Origin of the sequence: Nonomuraea sp. NPDC050783 (genome assembly GCF_040802095.1) — a bacterium.
GTDB lineage: Bacteria > Actinomycetota > Actinomycetes > Streptosporangiales > Streptosporangiaceae > Nonomuraea.
The window spans coordinates 577,662-592,185 of sequence record NZ_JBFAHK010000004.1; the positions used below are offsets into that span (position 1 = coordinate 577,662).

A 14,524-nucleotide genomic window follows, 5' to 3' on the forward strand; every position below is an offset into this window, starting at 1 on the left:
CGCCCCGCCGGTCACCCCTCCTCCGCCCCGGGGCGGATCTCCGGGCGCCCCCGGCCGGGTCATCCGGCCCGCTGCTCGACCTCCTGCTTCAGCGCCTCGTTGAGGCGCGCGAAGTTCCTGCTGGTGCCCTCGATCATCGAGCCCAGGAAGGGGACGAGCAGTCCTTTGAAGGCTTCGCTCTGGACCAAATGGGTGCCCTGCGGCGTCGCCGTCAGGACAAAGCTGTGAGCACCGTCGAACAGCCCGGGAAGAACGAAACGCCCGAGCCACTTCAGCGTCCTGCCGCGCTCGGCCTCCAGCACCCGCGGCCGGAAGGTCATCGGCTTGCCGTTCTCCGGATACATCTTCAGCACCAACGTCTCGCCCACGACCGCCTGGCCCGCTCCCTCCCGGATGAACGGGTTCCACGTGCTGTAGCCGGCGAAGTCGACGAGCACGTCCCACACCTGTTCAGGAGAGGCGGCGATGTCGATGGAGGAAGTGATCTCACGCATGAACGACCTCTGTCACATTGACGATCTCTAGTTACGCGTGAACCTTAGAGCTTTCCGGATCCATCCGAAACGGGGGCTCCGCGATTCCCTCCGGCGGAACGCCCTGCCGAGCCGACGAGCAAAGGCAACAGGGGTGACGAGCCGGCCTGTAGGCCGGGAAGAACGAGAGGGCTCTAAGCCCAGCTCAGGCTAATTCAGCCTGGTTCACTCCCCTGGTGTCTGCCCTGGTGGACGGGCAAGCGGGTTTCATCCAGGTTCAGCCCGCTTCCCTCCGTTCCAACCCCTTCTGATGACGCGCTGATGACGCGTCGGCGAGGGTTCAACCAGGAGGGGACACACCACCTGTCCAGCTCTGACGAGCGGTTCACCTTCGGCTTGCTGCACGATCTGTACGCGGTTCTCGAAGCCCACGGCTACCGCCTCCCCGACTCGGCACAGTCGGCGGCATCACGTACGCGCTGGGTCCCGATAGCGCTGGCAAACGGAACACACCGCCGATCATCCACCTGGCCATCCCCGGCCTTGACGAGCTGGTCAGGCTAGGGGCTCAAACGGAAGCAACCACCCCCAGCGCCTAGCCTCCCATCGGCCCCGCTGCCGCCGGCGCGATGGGAGTCCATAGAAGACACGTCGAAAGAAGCCCTGTGCTCTCAGTCTTCGGAAGCATCCGCATGTGGACGCCACTCTTTTGGCCAGCGGTGCGCCGGCTACCGGCGGACGTAGATCATGATCGCGCAGGAGGGCCCGAATCGTCGTCTGTACCTGCGCCAAGGGCAGCGGTTTTGCCTCAAGATAGAAACATGCTCGGAGAGCGCTTGCGGTCCCACCGGAAGCTGCGCGGCCTAAACCAGCGTGAGCTGGCCGCACGGTCCGGTGTCGCCCTGTCCTTGATCCGGAAGGTAGAGCAAGGCGAACGCAAGAGCGTACGTATCGAAACTGTTCGAGCTTGGGCAACAGCGCTGGAGGTAACCACTACTGCGCTACTCGGCACCGCTCCGGAGACCGAACGACAGAACGGGAACGGGGATCGCCTCGCGCCACTGCGGCAAGCGCTACAGGGCGCCCCGGCCGACGTGGAAGACGTACCGACCGCTGACGGCCTGCGGTCCGCCGTCACAAGCGCCGTACGGCTGTACCACGACGACGAATATGCCGAACTGGCCATGATCTTGCCCGCCCTGGTCAAGGAAGCACAAACTCTTGTGGAGCAAGGCGGACCAGAAGCTCTAATTATCCGCGCGAGAGTCCTACAACTGGTCGGCTCGCTGGCTACACAGACCCGAGTGTTCGACGTGGCGGAGATGGCTCTAGAAGGCGCCGTGTCTGACGCAATCGAGACTGGCGACCGCATAGAGGCGGCATCCGCCGTCATCACCTTGTGTTGGCTGCTCCTGCGTGAGCGGCGCCTTGATGAAGCACGCTTGCGGGCCGTCGATTGGGCAGACGAGATCGAACCGCGCATGTCGCGGGCGACCAACACGGAACTCTCAGCCTGGGGATGGCTACTACTGCGCGGCAGCGCGGCAGCCATCAGAGACAACCGGCCCGACGAAGCGGACGAGATGATGCGCCTGGCCCTGTCGGGCGCGGTTCGCATGGGGCGAGAACACGGCTCGTACCACGAATACTTCACCACGTTCGGACCGGCCACGGTCCAGATGAAGCGGGTAGAGAACGCCATCATCGAACATCAGCCAGAGCGAGCCCTACGGCTCGCACGCGAAGTACCCCCAGGGTTGAGGCCGACCAGCGACAATCGGAACCGACATCTATTGGACGTGGCCAACGCTCACGTCATGCTGCGCGAGTACGACAAAGCCCTAGATGTCCTGTCGCGGCTTGCTCGCGAGGCGCCTGCATGGCTGCCGAATCAGCGTTACGCCAAGGACATGCTCCGGACGATCATCGGTCGTCGTCGCACGCTGACACCGGAGATGCGGGAGCTGGCGGACGCGGTTGGTCTAGAACCGTAGACGTGTGGCACTTCGCGGCGCGGCCCGCCGAAAGTGCCACAGACAGCTTGACCTTGGGTTTCCTACCTTGTGGTCATGCGCTCTCCGAACACGTCCGCACAGCTCGAAGGACTGGACCTAGGCAAGCCTGTACCAGAGGCGGAAGCCGACCAGCAACGTGCCGCGCTGGACCGCGTTCTGGAGCACATGGCGAAAACGGTGGGCGTGCATGCTGAACTAATTACTCGGATTGCTCCCGATTGCGAGAGTCAATCTAGACCGAGCGTGGAGAGACGCCGCTATCCGCCAGTGTTGCTCGTCTACCGGATGCCGGATGGCGGGTCGCCACCGTCACCATTGGGGAGCGCTCCGGTAGCTACTTGGTCGAGTTGGCGCGCATAGCCGACCAGGCCGAGACGGACAAGCTTTTCGCGGCTCTGGCTGACGAGAGGCCCGAACTAGTCGCAGACATGCACCGTGACCGAATCGCGGTCGTGCCTGCACACCTTCCCGATCGGGTAGCGCTAGTGATCGCTCAGCACGCAGGAGTCCATCAGTGAACGATGAGACAACCCCGCAGCCAACGCCATCCCAGCGTGCCACCGTTGAGGATTTGCAGGCCAAGTATGGCCACCGCTGGGAGATCGTCACCGATCTTGCGGTGGGTGTCGCCGCCTGGCGGAAGACGTACCTTCCCACAACCAGCCTGACGGGAGCCCTCCTCAACGTCCTACATGCATCGAATCTCGACGCCCTGGGCGCCCGGCTGGCAGAACAGGAGAACGAATCATGCCAGTGACCGTGCCGCTGATCGCATGGCACCCAAGCCGCTACCCGGAAATTGAGTACGGGATGATGGGCAGCATTAAAGCGTTCTCGATCGGGAAGGACGGGTCAAAGTATCGGTTGGACCCGCACCTGCCCAACGAGAAAGGCTTGCGGTACGAATCGCAAGAATTTCGCGACCCCCAAAAGGCGCGAGAGCGCGCAGACGAGATCCGCGAGGAATGGCGTAAGGCGCTCGCGACCCCATACGGCTCTCCGCAGAGCCGGGCGTCATAGACGCCCCCGGTGGAGGTAGATAGCCGACGGTCCCTCTATCGGGGTGCGAGCAGCCCCCGGCCGGGCGGGCATTCACACGGCTCAGCCCGTAACGTGGTGAGTGAGGCGCCTCGCTATTCGCATTCCGGCCGGGGCGCTCAAGCGCCCCCAGAACGCAAAAAAGAGCCCCAGGGCCAATAGGCGGATTCGAGGGGCGTCGCAACACCCCAGCTCGGGGAGTGCGATGGAGTTCGAGACCCGGAAGATCCGGTCCCCTCAGGGGCGACGGAAGCTGCCCCGTGAGCGGGAGGAATACTTCCGGCTTATGGATCAAGGTTTCAGCAGCATGGAAGCCTGCCACCTTGTCGGGGTCAACTACCGGACCGGCAAGCGGTGGCGGAACGGCTCAGCGCTGAACAAAGCAAAAAAGAAGGGCCCCGCCGGTCCGACGACCAGCGGGGCCCCTTCTGGCGTGTCTCGCTACCTGTGGGAAGACGAGCGGATCCACATCGCTGACAAAGTACGGGAGAAGGCGTCGATCCGGGAGATCGCCCGCGAGCTGGGCCGTGCGCCCTCGACCGTCAGCAGGGAAATCCGCCGCAACCGGCACCCCACCAACGGCCAGTACCGGCCGTACGCAGCTCAGGCCCGTGCCGACGCCCGCCGGCCCCGCTCCAAATCAAGCAAGATCGGGCAGAACCCGGAGTTACGGGCGTACGTTCAAGAGCACCTGCACACGCGCTGGAGCCCGGAGCAGATCGTGCTGGAGCCCGGAGCGGATCGTGCTGGAGCCCGGAGCAGATCGTTCAGAGCCTGCGCAGGACTTTCCCCGAGCGTCCGGAGATGCATGTGTGTCACGAGACCATCTACCAGGCGCTCTACGTTCATGGCCGTGGCAAGCTGCGCCGTGAGCTGACCAGGGCGCTGCGTACCAGCCGCGCGATGCGCAAGCCGCGCCGCCGGGCTCAGCAGCGCCAGCCCCGCTACAGCGCCCCCATGGTCATGATCAGCGAGCGGCCCACTGAGGCCGACGACCGAGCAGTGCCCGACCACTGGGCAGGCGACTGCACCATCGGCAAGAACCAGGCATCGGCGATCAGCATCCTCGTCGAACGCACCACCCGCTACGTGATGCTCGTCCACCTGCCGATCGACCGCATGCGCGACGCCCTGGTGGAGACCATGGTCACGCTGCCCGCCCCTCTCAAGCGATCCCTGACCTGGGACCAGGGCAGGGAGATGGGCCGCCATCACGAGTTCTCCATCGCCGCCGACATGCCCGTCTACTTCTGCAACCCGGCCAGCCCCTGGCAGCGCGGCAGCAACGAGAACACGAATGGTCTGCTCCGCCAGTACGGCCCCAAGGGTACCGACCTGTCGGTCCCCACCCAGGATCAACTAGAGTCCGTGGCCGCGGAATTGAATGCCAGACCACGGAAGACGCTCGGCTGGGACACTCCGGCCGAGCGTTTGGCTGCACTCCTGTCCCCATGTTCGATCACAGCCCAGCGATCCGTGGGCGCGGAACCAGTACAAAAACGGTCACCCAGAAAAGGGCAACGGGCACGATGGCCACGAATACCATGGTCATGACCAATCTGAGCAGCATCGCCCGGTGAGCCATCCAGAACCCCGCGCCAGCGGAACCGAGGAACACGGCAAAGACCAACGCCATGGCGACCAGGACGCTGAGGTGGTTGTGGAGGCTCGGGTCGATGATCCAGTCTTCCATCGGATCTCCCGTCCCAGGGAATCCCGACATATGGCACAGAAGAGGCGTTGCCCTCCATGACGCCACCGCCAGTTGGGTCGCCCCCAGCCCCGCACCGGCAAGTAGTGCTGTGACCAGGCCGGCCCGGCGCGCTCTGTGCCTGCTCCACCGTGCGACCAGCACACCGGCGAACAGCGCGCAGACGTGCCCGACCGCGCTACCGGAGGTATAGGCCAAAGCCGCCGCGCGACGCCACTCCGCTACATATTCTCCTGTCCATTGCGGGTCAGTCACCGTGTCCTGCCCCAGCTGGGCGTTTGGGACGACCAACACAGCGGCTGCAACGGCGGTCATCGCCGTCAAGATCCAGTAGATGGCAACGTGACGGCTCTTGGCCTGCCTGATCGCGGAAATATGCGGCATGTCGCCATAATGCGCGATTGCCGGATTTCATGAGGTCGGACCGCGCGAAAGCGAAGCGAGGTCGAGGACGAGCCGAAACGACTCCGGCGATGATCAACTGACCCTGTTCCTACCCGTGCGAACGCTTGGCTGGGATACCCAGCCAAGCGTCCGCTATCCTCCCGCACACCGGTAAGCGGCCAGTGTGTTGCGACGACCCCTCGAATCCGCCAATGACCCTAGAGGGCTTTCGTCATGCGCCAACCGGCCCGGAGAGCCACGTCTGTCCTACTCTGACCCCCGCCGGTCACCCCTCCCCCGCCCCGGCCGGCGGGATCGCCACCGTCGCGAGCGAGCCCCTGGCCAACTCTGGCTCTTCCACCTGCCGCTCGGGAGGCAACGTCCCGACGACCACCAAATCGTGCCGGGCTTGCTGGTGGAATTCGCTCAGGGCGTTGACGTATCTTTTCCGGGCCGCGTTCCAGGCGTCGGGCGAGCCGTCGACCGCGCCACGCGCGAACCATTCCAGCTCCCAGACCGCGCGATTGAGCTTGTGCCCGGCCAGAATGGTCGACGCATCACCAAGCAGAACGACACGTTCGAAGGCAATTGTCCGCTTTTATTCGGAATTGTCCAGCGCCATGAGCCCCTGCGCCTCGTCACGAGGTCTCGCCGCCAGCGGATCATAACCCCGCAACCCCGCCACCTGGCCCGCGATTCGCGCCATGACGGCGATGGTGCCGAGGTAATCGATGTACGCGTCGAGCTCCCGGCCGTCCCACCGATTCCGCAGCTCGCGCTTGTGGCGGGCCCGCTCGGCCAGCGCGCCGGCGGCGTACGACATGAGCGCCCCCAGCACCACCCCGACGAGAGGAAGCACTTGCACGGCCATCTCCTGCCCCCGGAAATTCGTGGCAGCGACACAAGAACCCTCAGTATGGGGCGATCCCTTCATTTCCTCCAGTCGCCGATATCACATCGTGTCCTGCTTTCCGGTGACAATTCTGTTCGACGAGAACGTCTTGCGCAGCCGGACCGAGCCACCTAAAGTTACTCACTTCACTTCCGAGGAAGAAGCGGGAAAAATCATGCCCGGCTTTAAGTTCGTTTTCTTCCTGGCCGTCGAGCTGCCCAGCATGATGGTGATGACCGCTCACAAAATGATCTGCACGATCAGGGACGAGCCATGCACACCGCTGCCGATCTGGCAGTACCGGCTCATCGGGTTCGCCGGCCTCTGCGCCGCGTTCTTCGTAGCGATGATCATCTTTGCCCTGAGCGGAGCGGGACAACCGCGATGAGGGGTGACGAGCCGGCCTGTAGGCCGGGTTCTGTCCTTCGTGTGAAGGGGCGACCATCCATCTAGGGCCGTCGTTGCCGGCGGCCTCAAGCGGTCTACCCGCGCGGCTCGGGCGGGCAGCCCTCGAACGTCGCGCGCGGGACGCTCCGGGGAGCGTCCCTTCTTGACCTTGCTCCGGGTGGGGTTTACCTAGCCGCCCGCGTCACCGCGGGCGCTGGTGGTCTCTTACACCACCGTTTCACCCTTACCTCCCGGCGTGCGGGAGGCGGTCTGCTTTCTGTGGCACTGTCCCGCGGGTCACCCCGGGTCGGTGTTACCGACCACCCTGCCCTGTGGAGCCCGGACCTTCCTCGGCGGGCCTGATGAGGGCCCGACGCGGTCGCCCGGCCGGCTCGTCTCGCCAAAGGTTACCAGTCGCAAGCCGTTCTCAACCCAGCCGCAAGATCGAGCCGGTGGAATGGGCGGGTCATCGCCTGAGGGGGGCGATGCGCAGGCGGCCGTGCCGGGGCTCTGGCGGACCCCGGCACGGCCACACACCTCTCGGCCTGCCGCCGCGGCCGGTGCGCGTGCGGCGTTCAGCGCAGGTGCGAGGTGTCGTTGAAGGACTTCACCACGGCCGGGCCGTCCGCGTAGTACTCGACCAGGGACAGGCAGGCCAGGTCGAGGTGCATCCGGTACAGGGACTCCAGCGGGGCCATGAGCGCCAGGCGCAGCAGCATCTTGATCGGGGTGACGTGGGAGACCGCCAGGACGGTCTTGCCTTCGTACCGCTCCACCAGGCGCTCCCCCGCCGCCTGCACGCGGCGCGCGACGGAGGCGAAGCTCTCGCCGCCGGGCGGGGCCGCCTCGGGGTCGGCCAGCCAGGCGGCCAGCTCGGCCGGCCAGCGGCGCTGGACCTCGGTGAACGTGTGCCCCTCCCAGGCGCCGAAGTCGGTCTCCCTGAGGTCGTCGTCCACCTCGACGTCCAGGCCGGTGCGCTCGGCCACGGCGGCGGCGGTGCGGCGGGCGCGCTTCAGCGGGGAGGAGACGATCACGTCGAGCCGGTACGGCTCCCGCGACAGCCGGTCGGCGGCGGCCTCGGCCTGGGCCAGGCCGTTGGGCGTGAGGTCGGGCTCGCCGAGGCCGGAGAAGCGGCGCTCCAGGGACAGCTCGGTCTCGCCGTGCCGCAGGAGGAGCAGGGACGTGGCCACGCGCGTGGGGGGACGCCAGCCGGTGCCCGTGCCCGTCTCGCCCTGGGTGCGGGTGCCCGTGGCGCGGGTGCGCTGCTGGTCGGCGGCCACCGAGGCGGTGGGGGCGGACAGCTCGGGGCGCGTGGAGGTGCCCCTGGAGACCCTCGGCGCGGCGGAGGCGTCGAGGAGATCGGTCTGCCCCGGGGAAGCGGTGGCTGAGGCGGAGACGGAGACAGTGGCAGAGGCGGTGGCGGTGGCGGTGCCGCCCGCCGTCCACTCCAGGCCCTGGGCGGCGGCGTCCATGGCCTCGTTGGCCAGGCGGTCGGCGTGCTGGTTGCGCTCGCGGGGGATCCAGGTCCACTCCGTGACGCGCAGCCGCCGCACCAGCGCCCCCGCCTCGGACGCCAGCGGCCGCAGCCCTTCGTGCTTGACCTTCCACCGCCCGGCCATCTGCTCGATGACCAGCTTGGAGTCCATCCTGACGGCCACCGCCGCGCCCTCGCCGCCCACCCGCAGCACGGCCTGGAGGCCGGCGATGAGCCCGCGGTACTCGGCCACGTTGTTGGTGGCGACGCCGATCGCCTCGGCGGCCTCGGCCAGGACCTCGCCGCTGGCGGCGTCCTTGACGACCGCGCCGTAGCCGGCCGGGCCGGGGTTGCCGCGCGAGCCGCCGTCGGCCTCGACGACGTATCGGCTCACAGGCCGGACTCTGCCGTGCGGACGAGGATCCGCCTGCACTCCTCGCACCGGAGCACCTCGTCGTGCGGGGCGGACTTGATGGAGTTCATCTCGGCGATGGACAGGGCCACCTTGCAGCCCTGGCAGCGGCCGTGGCGCAGCATGGCGGCGCCGACGCCGTACTGCTCCCTGAGCTTCTCGTAGAGCTTGAGCAGGTCGGCGGGGATGTCGGCGGCGACGCCGGTGCGGCGGCCCTGGACGTCGGCCGCCTCCTTGTCGATCTCCTTGAACGCGGCGTCGCGGCGGTCCTCGGCGGCGTGCAGCGCGGCGGCGGCCTCGTCGCGCCGGGCCATCAGGTCGCGCACCTTGGTGTCGGCGGCCTCGCGCCGCTCCATGATCTCCAGGACGACCTCCTCCAGGTCGCCCTGCCGCTTGTGCAGCGAGGCGATCTCGGACTGCAGGCCGGCCAGGTCGCGGGGCGAGGTGACCGCACCGGAGTCGAGGCGCTTCTGGTCGCGCTCGGCGCGGGTGCGCACGGCGTCGACGTCGCTCTCCGCCTTCGTCTGCTCGCGGGCCAGGTCGCCGGCCTCGGTCTCGGCCTCGATGACCTGGGTGGCGAGCTTGGCGTACTGCTTGGAGCGCTCGTCGATCTCGGCCAGCTCGGGCAGGGTGCGGCGGCGGTGGGCCAGCCGGTCGGTCACGGAGTCGAGCTCTGCCAGGTCGAGCAATCTCTTCTGGGCCTCAGGGGCTGCTTTCATGATCAATATCCTTTTGTCCAAGCATCGGTGACCGTGGCGGAGACACGCGTTTCAACGGTAACGCCACTGGCGTGCAGGATGGACGCCGCGCTGTCGAGCCAGGGCCATTCGGTCGCCCAGTGCGCGGCGTCGATCAGCGCCGGCCCGCCCGCCTCGACGAACTCGCTCGCCGGATGGTGCCGCAGGTCGGCCGTGAGGAACACGTCGACCCCCGCGGCCGCGGCGGCGCCGAGGAGGGAGTCGCCGGCCCCGCCGCTGACCGCCACCCGGCGCACCGGGCGGGACGGCTCGCCCGCCACCCTGATGCCCCAGGACGTGCGGGGCAGCCCTTCGGCGGCCCGCGCGGCGAACGCGCCGAGCGTCGTCTCCTCCGGCAGCTCGCCGACGCGGCCGAGCCCGCGCCACGGGTCGTCGGGGAAGGGGCGCAGCGGCACCAGGTCGCCGGTCAGGCCGACGGCCCTGGCCAGGGCGTCGGAGACGCCGGGGTTGGCCACGTCGGCGTTGGTGTGGGCGGTGTAGAGGGCGACGCCGTTCCTGATGAGGGTGTGGACCAGGCGGCCCTTGGGGGTGGTGGCGGCCACGCTCGTGGTGCCGCGCAGGTAGAGGGGGTGGTGCACGAGGATCAGGTCGGCGCCCCACTCCAGGGCCTCCTCCGCCACGGCGGCGACGGGATCGACGGCGAGCAGCACCCGCCGCACCTCCTGGGCCGGATCGCCGCAGACCAGCCCCACCGCGTCCCACGACTCGGCCCGGGCGGGCGGGTAGGCCGCCTCGAGCACTCCGATCACGTCCGTCAACGTCACAGCAGCCACCTGGGAAGACTATCGGCCTCCGGGAGGGTCGCGGCGGAACGACGTCCGGCGTAATGTAAGTGGACACTGACGGGCGGAGGGTGGCATGGCACCAAGCGTCGCGATCATCGGAGCGGGTTTCGGCGGACTGTGCATGGCGATCCGGCTGGAGCGGGCCGGGATCGGTTCGTACACGGTCTTCGAGAAGGCGGGCGACGTCGGCGGGACCTGGCGGGACAACAGCTATCCGGGGGCGGGCTGCGACATCCCCTCGCACCTGTACTCCTACTCGTTCGAGACGTACGCGAGCTGGAGCCGCCGCTATCCGGACCAGCCGGAAATTCTTGCCTACTTATCGCACTGCGCCGATAAATACGACGTCAGGCGAAAAATCAGGTTCCGCAGCGAGGTCCGCAGCGCCGTCTTCGACGGGAGCCGCTGGCAGGTCACCGCCACCACACCCGGCCACGACAGCACTGACGGCGACGACGGCCCCCACGGCGATCCCCAGGGCAACCCCCACGGCAACCCCCACGACAACCCCCACGACAACCTCCGCGGCAATCCCCACGGTGACTTCCACCACGCCGGCGAGCGGACGGAGGCGTTCGACGTGGTGGTGATGAGCGTCGGCCAGCTCAACCGCCCCCACCTCCCCGACATCCCCGGAATGTCCGACTTCGAGGGCGTCTCCTTCCACTCCGCCCGCTGGAACCACGGCCACGACCTCACCGGCAGGCAGGTCGCGGTGATCGGCACCGGCTCCTCGGCCGCCCAGCTCATCCCGCCCGTCGCCGAGCGGGCCGGGCGGCTGCACGTCTTCCAGCGCACCCCCAACTGGGTGATCCCGAAACCGGACGCCACGTTCGGCCCGATCGAACAGCTCGCCTTCCACCACGTCCCTGGCCTGCAACGGGCCTACCGCGAGTGGATCTACCGGTACGCCGAGGCCACCCTCTACCCCGCCCTCGCCCAGGGCTGGAGCGCGAGCCTGCTGCGCAGGCGGGCGCTGGCCCACCTGCACGCCCAGGTGCCCGACCCGGCGCTGCGCGCCAAGCTCACCCCCGACTACCCGCCCGGCTGCAAGCGGGTGGTCATCGACAGCCGCTTCTATCCGGCCCTGACCAGGGAGAACGTGGACGTCGTCACCGACAAGATCGTCCGGATCGCGCCGCGCGGCGTCGAGACCACCGAGGGGCTGCGCGAGGCCGACACGATCATCTACGCGACCGGCTTCAGGAGCACGGAGTTCCTGGCCCCGATGGAGGTGACCGGGCGCGGCGGCCGGACGCTGCGGGAGCGGTGGGCGCGCGGCGCGGAGGCGTACCTGGGCATCTCCGTGCCGGAGTTCCCCAACATGTTCCTGCTGTACGGGCCCAACACCAACCTCGGCCACAACTCGATCGTCTTCATGATCGAGTGCCAGGTGGGCCACGTCATGGCCTGCCTGCCGCGCCTGGCCGCCGAGGGCCCGATCGAGGTGCGCCCCGAGGTGATGGCGGCCTGGTCCCGGCGGCTCGGCGCGGCCATGGAGCGGATGGTGTGGAACAGCGGCTGCCAGAGCTGGTACAAGACGGCCGAGGGCCGCGTCACCAACAACTGGCCGGGCCCGACCACCCTCTATCGCAGACTCACGAGCAGGCCGCCCCGCGACGCCTACCGCCCGGCGCCTGCGGGGTGACCTAGCACTACGACCTGGCACGGTGACCTTGCGCGGTGACCTAGCACGGTGACCTTGTACGGTGACAAGCGGTAGCGTCCAGACATGTCGCACTCTGCCCTGCACCGGCGTGCCGTCGTCGCCGACACCCACAACGACCTGCTGATGGCCGTCTCCGCCCGCCCCTCGCACCTGTGGTCGTCGTTCTTCCGCGAGCGCTGGCTGCCGCAGCTCGCCGAGGGCGGGGTGAACCTCCAGGTCCTGCCGGTCTTCATCGACGACCAGTACCTGCCGGAGGGCGCGCTGCGGCAGACGTTGCGGATGATCGAGTGCGCCCACGTGATCGCCGAGGGGAACGCCGACCGCGTCGCGCTCTGCCTGGACGCCGCCGGCATCGACGCGGCGCTGGAGTCGGGCAGGATCGCCCTGGTGCTGGCGCTGGAGAGCATGCCGGGCCTGGACGCCAGCGTCGAGCTGATCCCGACCATGCACCGGCTGGGCGTGCGGGTGGCGTCCATCGCGCACTTCGGCCGCACGGCGCTGGCCGACGGCAGCGGCGAGGACGCCACCGGCAGCGGCCTGACCTCGCACGGCGTCGCCGCCCTGGCGGAGATGGAGCGGCTCGGCATCGTCTTCGACGTCTCCCACCTGGGCGCCTCGGGCGTCGCGCACGTGCTGGAGCTGGCCACCAAGCCGGTCATGGCCACCCACTCCTCGGCCCGGGCGCTGCGCGACCACCACCGCAACCTCACCGACGAGCAGCTGCGCGGCGTGGCGGCGACCGGCGGGGTGATCTGCGTCAACTTCTTCGCCCCCTTCCTGGCCGAGCGGGAGGCGGACATGACGCTCGACCGCCTGCTCGACCACATCGAGCACATCGCGGACGTGGCCGGCATCGACCACGTCGGCCTCGGCCCCGACTTCATCCGCGAGGTCATGGAGGACCTGACGCCGCCGTGCTGCGAGGACGCGTACTACCGGGGCGTGGACCCGAAGGCCGCGGTGCCCGGGCTGGCGGGACCGGCGGGCCTGCCCCTGGTCACCGAAGGGCTGCTCGCGCGGGGCCTGCCGGAGAAGGACGTCATGAAGATCATCGGCGGGAACGTGCACCGCTTCCTCGGCGCGATGCTGGCCTGACCGCAGACCCCGGCTCCCGGTCAGGCCGCCGCCACGGGGCTACACGACCGGCCCGAGGGTCCGTTGCATGACGCACCGGTTGGGGAACTCGCGGTGGTAGGCGATCTGGCTGCCGTACCAGCGGCCGACGACCTCGACGTCCACGGGTGCGTAGATGTGCGTGCACGGGCCCGGCTCGACGTTCAGGTTCTCCACCTGGCCGCGCACCGAGCGCAGCGCGTGGCAGGCGTGGCCGGCACGCGGGTGGCTGCCGTCGTCAGGATCGCAGGTCAGGAGGTAGCGGTAGGCGCCGCCGCTCGCCGGGGTGACGGTGATGGTCAGCTCCGCGCCCGCCCGGACGGCCGCACCGGCCGGAACGGCCCCGAACGGCGCGGCCAGGAGCCCGGCGGCGCAGAGGCCGGCGGCGGCGATCCTGGCGGCGGTCCGGACGGCGGTCCGGGCGACGGGCACGAGCTTCATGGGTGACCTCCCTGGTCGCAGGACGTCCCGGTCGGGGGACGACGTCCTTCACATGACTACAGTGGGTGACGGCGCGGCTACCACTGATCAGGTGGACAGCACAGCGTGATGGATCAGTGACAAAGAGCTGTCGGGGCGGGTATAGGCGCGTCCGGGCGGCATGTATTAATGGGCGCATGACACGCCAGAGCGAGGAGGCGGCGGCCAAGGCCGGCGTCGTGATCAGGGAGCTGACCGGGATCGCCGAGTTCCGCGAGGCCGACCGGCTCTTCGACGACATCTGGCATCCCGGGCCGCGCAACGTGCCCGTCCCGGTCGAGCTGATGGCCGGGCTCGCGCACGGCGGCGGCTACGTGGCCGGGGCCTTCGACGGGGACGCGCTCGTCGGCGCGTCCGTCGGCTTCCTCGCCGCGGGCCGGGCGCTGCACTCGCACGTCACGGGCGCGGCCGTGGGCCGCGGCATCGGGTACGCGCTCAAGCTGCACCAGCGCGACTGGTGCCGGGAGCGCGGGCTGGAGCGGATCACCTGGACCTTCGACCCGCTCGTCCGGCGCAACGCCCGCTTCAACCTGGTCAAGCTGGGCGCCCTGCCGCAGGAGTACCTGCCGGACTTCTACGGGCCGATGGCCGACGCCATCAACGAGGGGGACGCCTCCGACCGGCTGCTCGCGGTGTGGCCGGTCGAGCCGGGCGAGCCGCCCGCCGAGTCGCCCGCCCGGGCGCCGGTGCTCCTGTCGTGCGCGGACGGGCGCCCGCTGGTCCGGGGGGCGGCCGGCGAGGTCGTCCTCGTCGCGACGCCGCGCGACGTCGAGGAGCTGCGGCGTACGGACCCGGAGGCGGCCGCGGAGTGGCGCTCGGCGGTCCGCGCCGTGCTCGGCGGGCTGATGGGCGCGGGCGGGCGGGTCATCGGGTTCACCGATCGCGGCGAGTACGCGGTAGCCGTCAACTAGCTATTCCACTGGGCTTAGTGGT

At 68.8% G+C, this 14,524-nt stretch carries 14 protein-coding genes, 1 other RNA gene and 1 pseudogene; 8 read left to right on the top strand and 8 right to left on the bottom strand.

Features of this window, described 5'->3' with window-relative positions; genetic code table 11:
- Positions 1 to 59: 59 nt before the first annotated feature.
- Positions 60 to 494: an SRPBCC family protein gene (locus AB0H75_RS14060; RefSeq protein WP_367795711.1), complete on the bottom strand. Its 435-nt coding sequence runs from the start codon at positions 492 to 494 to the stop codon at positions 60 to 62.
- Positions 495 to 1,294: 800 nt separating this feature from the next.
- On the opposite strand from AB0H75_RS14060, the gene AB0H75_RS14065 reads away from it, so the two are divergent.
- From AB0H75_RS14065 to AB0H75_RS14080, 4 genes and pseudogenes are all read left to right on the top strand, one after another.
- Positions 1,295 to 2,467, top strand: coding sequence for a helix-turn-helix domain-containing protein (locus AB0H75_RS14065; RefSeq protein WP_367795714.1), 1,173 nt, complete (start codon positions 1,295 to 1,297; stop codon positions 2,465 to 2,467).
- A gap of 535 nt (positions 2,468 to 3,002) precedes the next feature.
- Positions 3,003 to 3,245 carry a hypothetical protein gene (locus AB0H75_RS14070; RefSeq protein WP_367795717.1) on the top strand — a complete coding sequence of 81 codons (243 nt, stop codon included), beginning with the start codon at positions 3,003 to 3,005 and terminating at the stop codon, positions 3,243 to 3,245.
- Positions 3,236 to 3,508, top strand: a complete 273-nt coding sequence (locus AB0H75_RS14075) for a hypothetical protein (RefSeq protein WP_367795720.1) — start codon at positions 3,236 to 3,238, stop codon at positions 3,506 to 3,508. The genes AB0H75_RS14070 and AB0H75_RS14075 overlap by 10 nt, the downstream gene beginning before the upstream one ends.
- Positions 3,509 to 3,731: 223 nt before the next feature.
- A pseudogene (locus tag AB0H75_RS14080) lies at positions 3,732 to 4,972 on the top strand (IS30 family transposase); the annotation flags it as partial.
- A 13-nt stretch (positions 4,973 to 4,985) separates the two neighbouring features.
- Here the strand turns inward: AB0H75_RS14080 and AB0H75_RS14085 are convergent.
- Together AB0H75_RS14085 and AB0H75_RS14090 are read right to left on the bottom strand one after the other, a co-directional pair.
- Positions 4,986 to 5,621: a hypothetical protein gene (locus AB0H75_RS14085; protein WP_367795723.1), complete on the bottom strand. Its 636-nt coding sequence runs from the start codon at positions 5,619 to 5,621 to the stop codon at positions 4,986 to 4,988.
- A 598-nt stretch (positions 5,622 to 6,219) separates the two neighbouring features.
- Positions 6,220 to 6,486 (bottom strand): hypothetical protein, encoded by a 267-nt coding sequence (locus AB0H75_RS14090; RefSeq protein ID WP_367795726.1) that lies wholly within the window; start codon positions 6,484 to 6,486, stop codon positions 6,220 to 6,222.
- Between the two features lie 109 nt (positions 6,487 to 6,595).
- On the opposite strand from AB0H75_RS14090, the gene AB0H75_RS14095 reads away from it, so the two are divergent.
- On the top strand, positions 6,596 to 6,901 hold the full coding sequence (locus tag AB0H75_RS14095) for a hypothetical protein (protein ID WP_367795729.1): 306 nt from the start codon (positions 6,596 to 6,598) through the stop codon (positions 6,899 to 6,901).
- Positions 6,902 to 6,904: 3 nt separating this feature from the next.
- On the opposite strand, the gene rnpB is transcribed toward AB0H75_RS14095, so the two are convergent.
- The 4 genes from rnpB to AB0H75_RS14115 form a co-directional block, all read right to left on the bottom strand.
- Positions 6,905 to 7,295, bottom strand: an RNA gene (rnpB, locus tag AB0H75_RS14100) — RNase P RNA component class A.
- Between the two features lie 180 nt (positions 7,296 to 7,475).
- The gene (locus AB0H75_RS14105) at positions 7,476 to 8,768 is read right to left on the bottom strand and encodes a bifunctional RNase H/acid phosphatase (RefSeq protein WP_367795732.1); all 1,293 of its coding nucleotides are present in this window, start codon (positions 8,766 to 8,768) and stop codon (positions 7,476 to 7,478) included.
- Positions 8,765 to 9,505, bottom strand: a complete 741-nt coding sequence (locus AB0H75_RS14110; protein ID WP_367795735.1) for a zinc ribbon domain-containing protein — start codon at positions 9,503 to 9,505, stop codon at positions 8,765 to 8,767. The genes AB0H75_RS14105 and AB0H75_RS14110 overlap by 4 nt, the downstream gene beginning before the upstream one ends.
- Before the next feature lie 2 nt (positions 9,506 to 9,507).
- Entirely contained in the window at positions 9,508 to 10,308 is an 801-nt protein-coding gene (locus AB0H75_RS14115; RefSeq protein ID WP_367795738.1) for a Nif3-like dinuclear metal center hexameric protein, read from the bottom strand.
- 94 nt (positions 10,309 to 10,402) lie between these two features.
- Between AB0H75_RS14115 and AB0H75_RS14120 the strand changes: the two genes are divergently transcribed.
- The gene (locus AB0H75_RS14120; RefSeq protein ID WP_367795741.1) at positions 10,403 to 11,977 is read left to right on the top strand and encodes a flavin-containing monooxygenase; all 1,575 of its coding nucleotides are present in this window, start codon (positions 10,403 to 10,405) and stop codon (positions 11,975 to 11,977) included.
- A gap of 84 nt (positions 11,978 to 12,061) precedes the next feature.
- Entirely contained in the window at positions 12,062 to 13,093 is a 1,032-nt protein-coding gene (locus tag AB0H75_RS14125) for a dipeptidase (protein ID WP_367795744.1), read from the top strand.
- A gap of 39 nt (positions 13,094 to 13,132) precedes the next feature.
- Here the strand turns inward: AB0H75_RS14125 and AB0H75_RS14130 are convergent, their stop codons facing one another.
- Positions 13,133 to 13,552, bottom strand: a complete 420-nt coding sequence (locus AB0H75_RS14130; RefSeq protein WP_367795747.1) for an SSI family serine proteinase inhibitor — start codon at positions 13,550 to 13,552, stop codon at positions 13,133 to 13,135.
- A 176-nt stretch (positions 13,553 to 13,728) separates the two neighbouring features.
- Here AB0H75_RS14130 and AB0H75_RS14135 point away from each other — a divergent pair, with 176 nt between their 5' ends.
- Positions 13,729 to 14,502 carry a GNAT family N-acetyltransferase gene (locus tag AB0H75_RS14135; protein ID WP_367795750.1) on the top strand — a complete coding sequence of 258 codons (774 nt, stop codon included), beginning with the start codon at positions 13,729 to 13,731 and terminating at the stop codon, positions 14,500 to 14,502.
- Positions 14,503 to 14,524 lie beyond the last annotated feature (22 nt).

Excerpts from the sequence above, each read along its gene's own strand:
- AB0H75_RS14060 (WP_367795711.1), bottom strand. The coding sequence starts at position 494 with ATGCGTGAGATCACTTCCTCCATCGACATCGCCGCCTCTCCTGAACAG.
- AB0H75_RS14085 (WP_367795723.1), bottom strand. The coding sequence starts at position 5,621 with ATGCCGCATATTTCCGCGATCAGGCAGGCCAAGAGCCGTCACGTTGCC.
- AB0H75_RS14120 (WP_367795741.1), top strand. The coding sequence starts at position 10,403 with ATGGCACCAAGCGTCGCGATCATCGGAGCGGGTTTCGGCGGACTGTGC.
- AB0H75_RS14065 (WP_367795714.1), top strand. The coding sequence starts at position 1,295 with ATGCTCGGAGAGCGCTTGCGGTCCCACCGGAAGCTGCGCGGCCTAAAC.
- AB0H75_RS14135 (WP_367795750.1), top strand. The coding sequence starts at position 13,729 with ATGACACGCCAGAGCGAGGAGGCGGCGGCCAAGGCCGGCGTCGTGATC.
- AB0H75_RS14075 (WP_367795720.1), top strand. The coding sequence starts at position 3,236 with ATGCCAGTGACCGTGCCGCTGATCGCATGGCACCCAAGCCGCTACCCG.
- AB0H75_RS14130 (WP_367795747.1), bottom strand. The coding sequence starts at position 13,552 with ATGAAGCTCGTGCCCGTCGCCCGGACCGCCGTCCGGACCGCCGCCAGG.
- AB0H75_RS14110 (WP_367795735.1), bottom strand. The coding sequence starts at position 9,505 with ATGAAAGCAGCCCCTGAGGCCCAGAAGAGATTGCTCGACCTGGCAGAG.
- AB0H75_RS14125 (WP_367795744.1), top strand. The coding sequence starts at position 12,062 with ATGTCGCACTCTGCCCTGCACCGGCGTGCCGTCGTCGCCGACACCCAC.